Source organism: Gelidibacter mesophilus DSM 14095, from assembly GCF_000423005.1.
GTDB lineage: Bacteria > Bacteroidota > Bacteroidia > Flavobacteriales > Flavobacteriaceae > Gelidibacter > Gelidibacter mesophilus.
This window is the reverse complement of the sequence record NZ_AUHD01000050.1, coordinates 1-1149: the sequence shown is the minus strand read 5'-3', so window position 1 is coordinate 1149 and position 1149 is coordinate 1. Positions and strand designations below refer to the sequence as shown.

2 protein-coding genes are annotated in these 1149 nt (G+C 29.9%); both read left to right on the top strand.

Annotated features, from left to right (window positions below; all coding sequences use genetic code 11):
- Window positions 1-187, top strand: a 187-nt coding sequence (locus G525_RS21420; RefSeq protein WP_035480144.1) for a LytTR family transcriptional regulator DNA-binding domain-containing protein, incomplete at its 5' end; no start/stop codon positions are given.
- 123 nt (window positions 188-310) lie between these two features.
- The gene (locus tag G525_RS0117835; RefSeq protein WP_027127342.1) at window positions 311-970 is read left to right on the top strand and encodes a CPBP family intramembrane glutamic endopeptidase; all 660 of its coding nucleotides are present in this window, start codon (window positions 311-313) and stop codon (window positions 968-970) included.
- Window positions 971-1149 lie beyond the last annotated feature (179 nt).

Below are 1149 nucleotides of genomic sequence, written 5' to 3'. Positions count from 1 at the left end.
AAACAATCAATTATTTTTTAGAGCCAATCGAAAAACTATCATTCATAAAGATGCGGTAGACCAGATTGAAAAAATTGAAAATGGAAAGCTTACTATTAGCCTAAAAGTTTGCAAAGACAAAGAGGCATTTTCTAAAATTAATATTAGCAGATACAAACGAAAAGAATTTTTAGATTGGATGGAATAAAAACTAAAAAATCATCGACTATTCAACTATAAATTTGCTACCATTCAATAACAACATCATTATTTACGTGGGTTTTGAAAAGTTTTATTGATTAATTCGCAGAGAATTTAAAAATCAATAAAAATGAAAAAAATTTCTTTACGTCAAATTCTAATTCCATCAATCACCTTTGCAATCATCTGCTTTTTATGGTTTGGCCCTATAAGCACAATGTTCGAAAATATAATTATCTCTTTTATAATTATCATCGCAAATTATATAGAATATAAAGGAAAACCATTTACTGCATTAGGGTTTCAACGAGATAAACTTAATGTAAAGAATATCTTGGTTTATGCACCATTAGTAGCTTTAGGACTCTTTGTTTTTTATGTTTTTGCATTAGTACCCTTAATAACAAAACTAACTAGTGTTCCGATAGACTATTCAGGTTTTGATGAACTCGAAGGAAATCTGTCATACTTTTTATTCTTTTTATTATTAGTTTGGGCTACTGCTGGATTTGGAGAAGAAATTATATTTCGTGGCTATTTTATGCGACAATTTGTCAAATTCTTTGGCGAAAGCAAAATAAGCATAGCACTCAACATTATTATAGTTACTGGATTTTTCGGATTTATGCACAGCGGTCAAGGCATCACAGGGCAACTTGTCACTTGGATTGTTGGAGCGCTCATTGCATTGATTTTCTACCTACGAAAATATGATTTGTGGTTTGTTATTGCCGTACACGGTTTATTTAACACTTTAGCTTTAACCTGTTTTTACATTGGCTTGGTATAACCGAAAACTGAAGAAAACATTCAAATTATCTGGAATAAAATAACGAAAGCACAACAACGTATATAGCTCATAGCTAGGTATTTGCTTAACTCAAAGTTAAGGCATATTTGCGAGTCCGCCATATTTTTAATTTATTATATTTACAAATATTTAAAACATAAAAATTAAAAATATGGCTC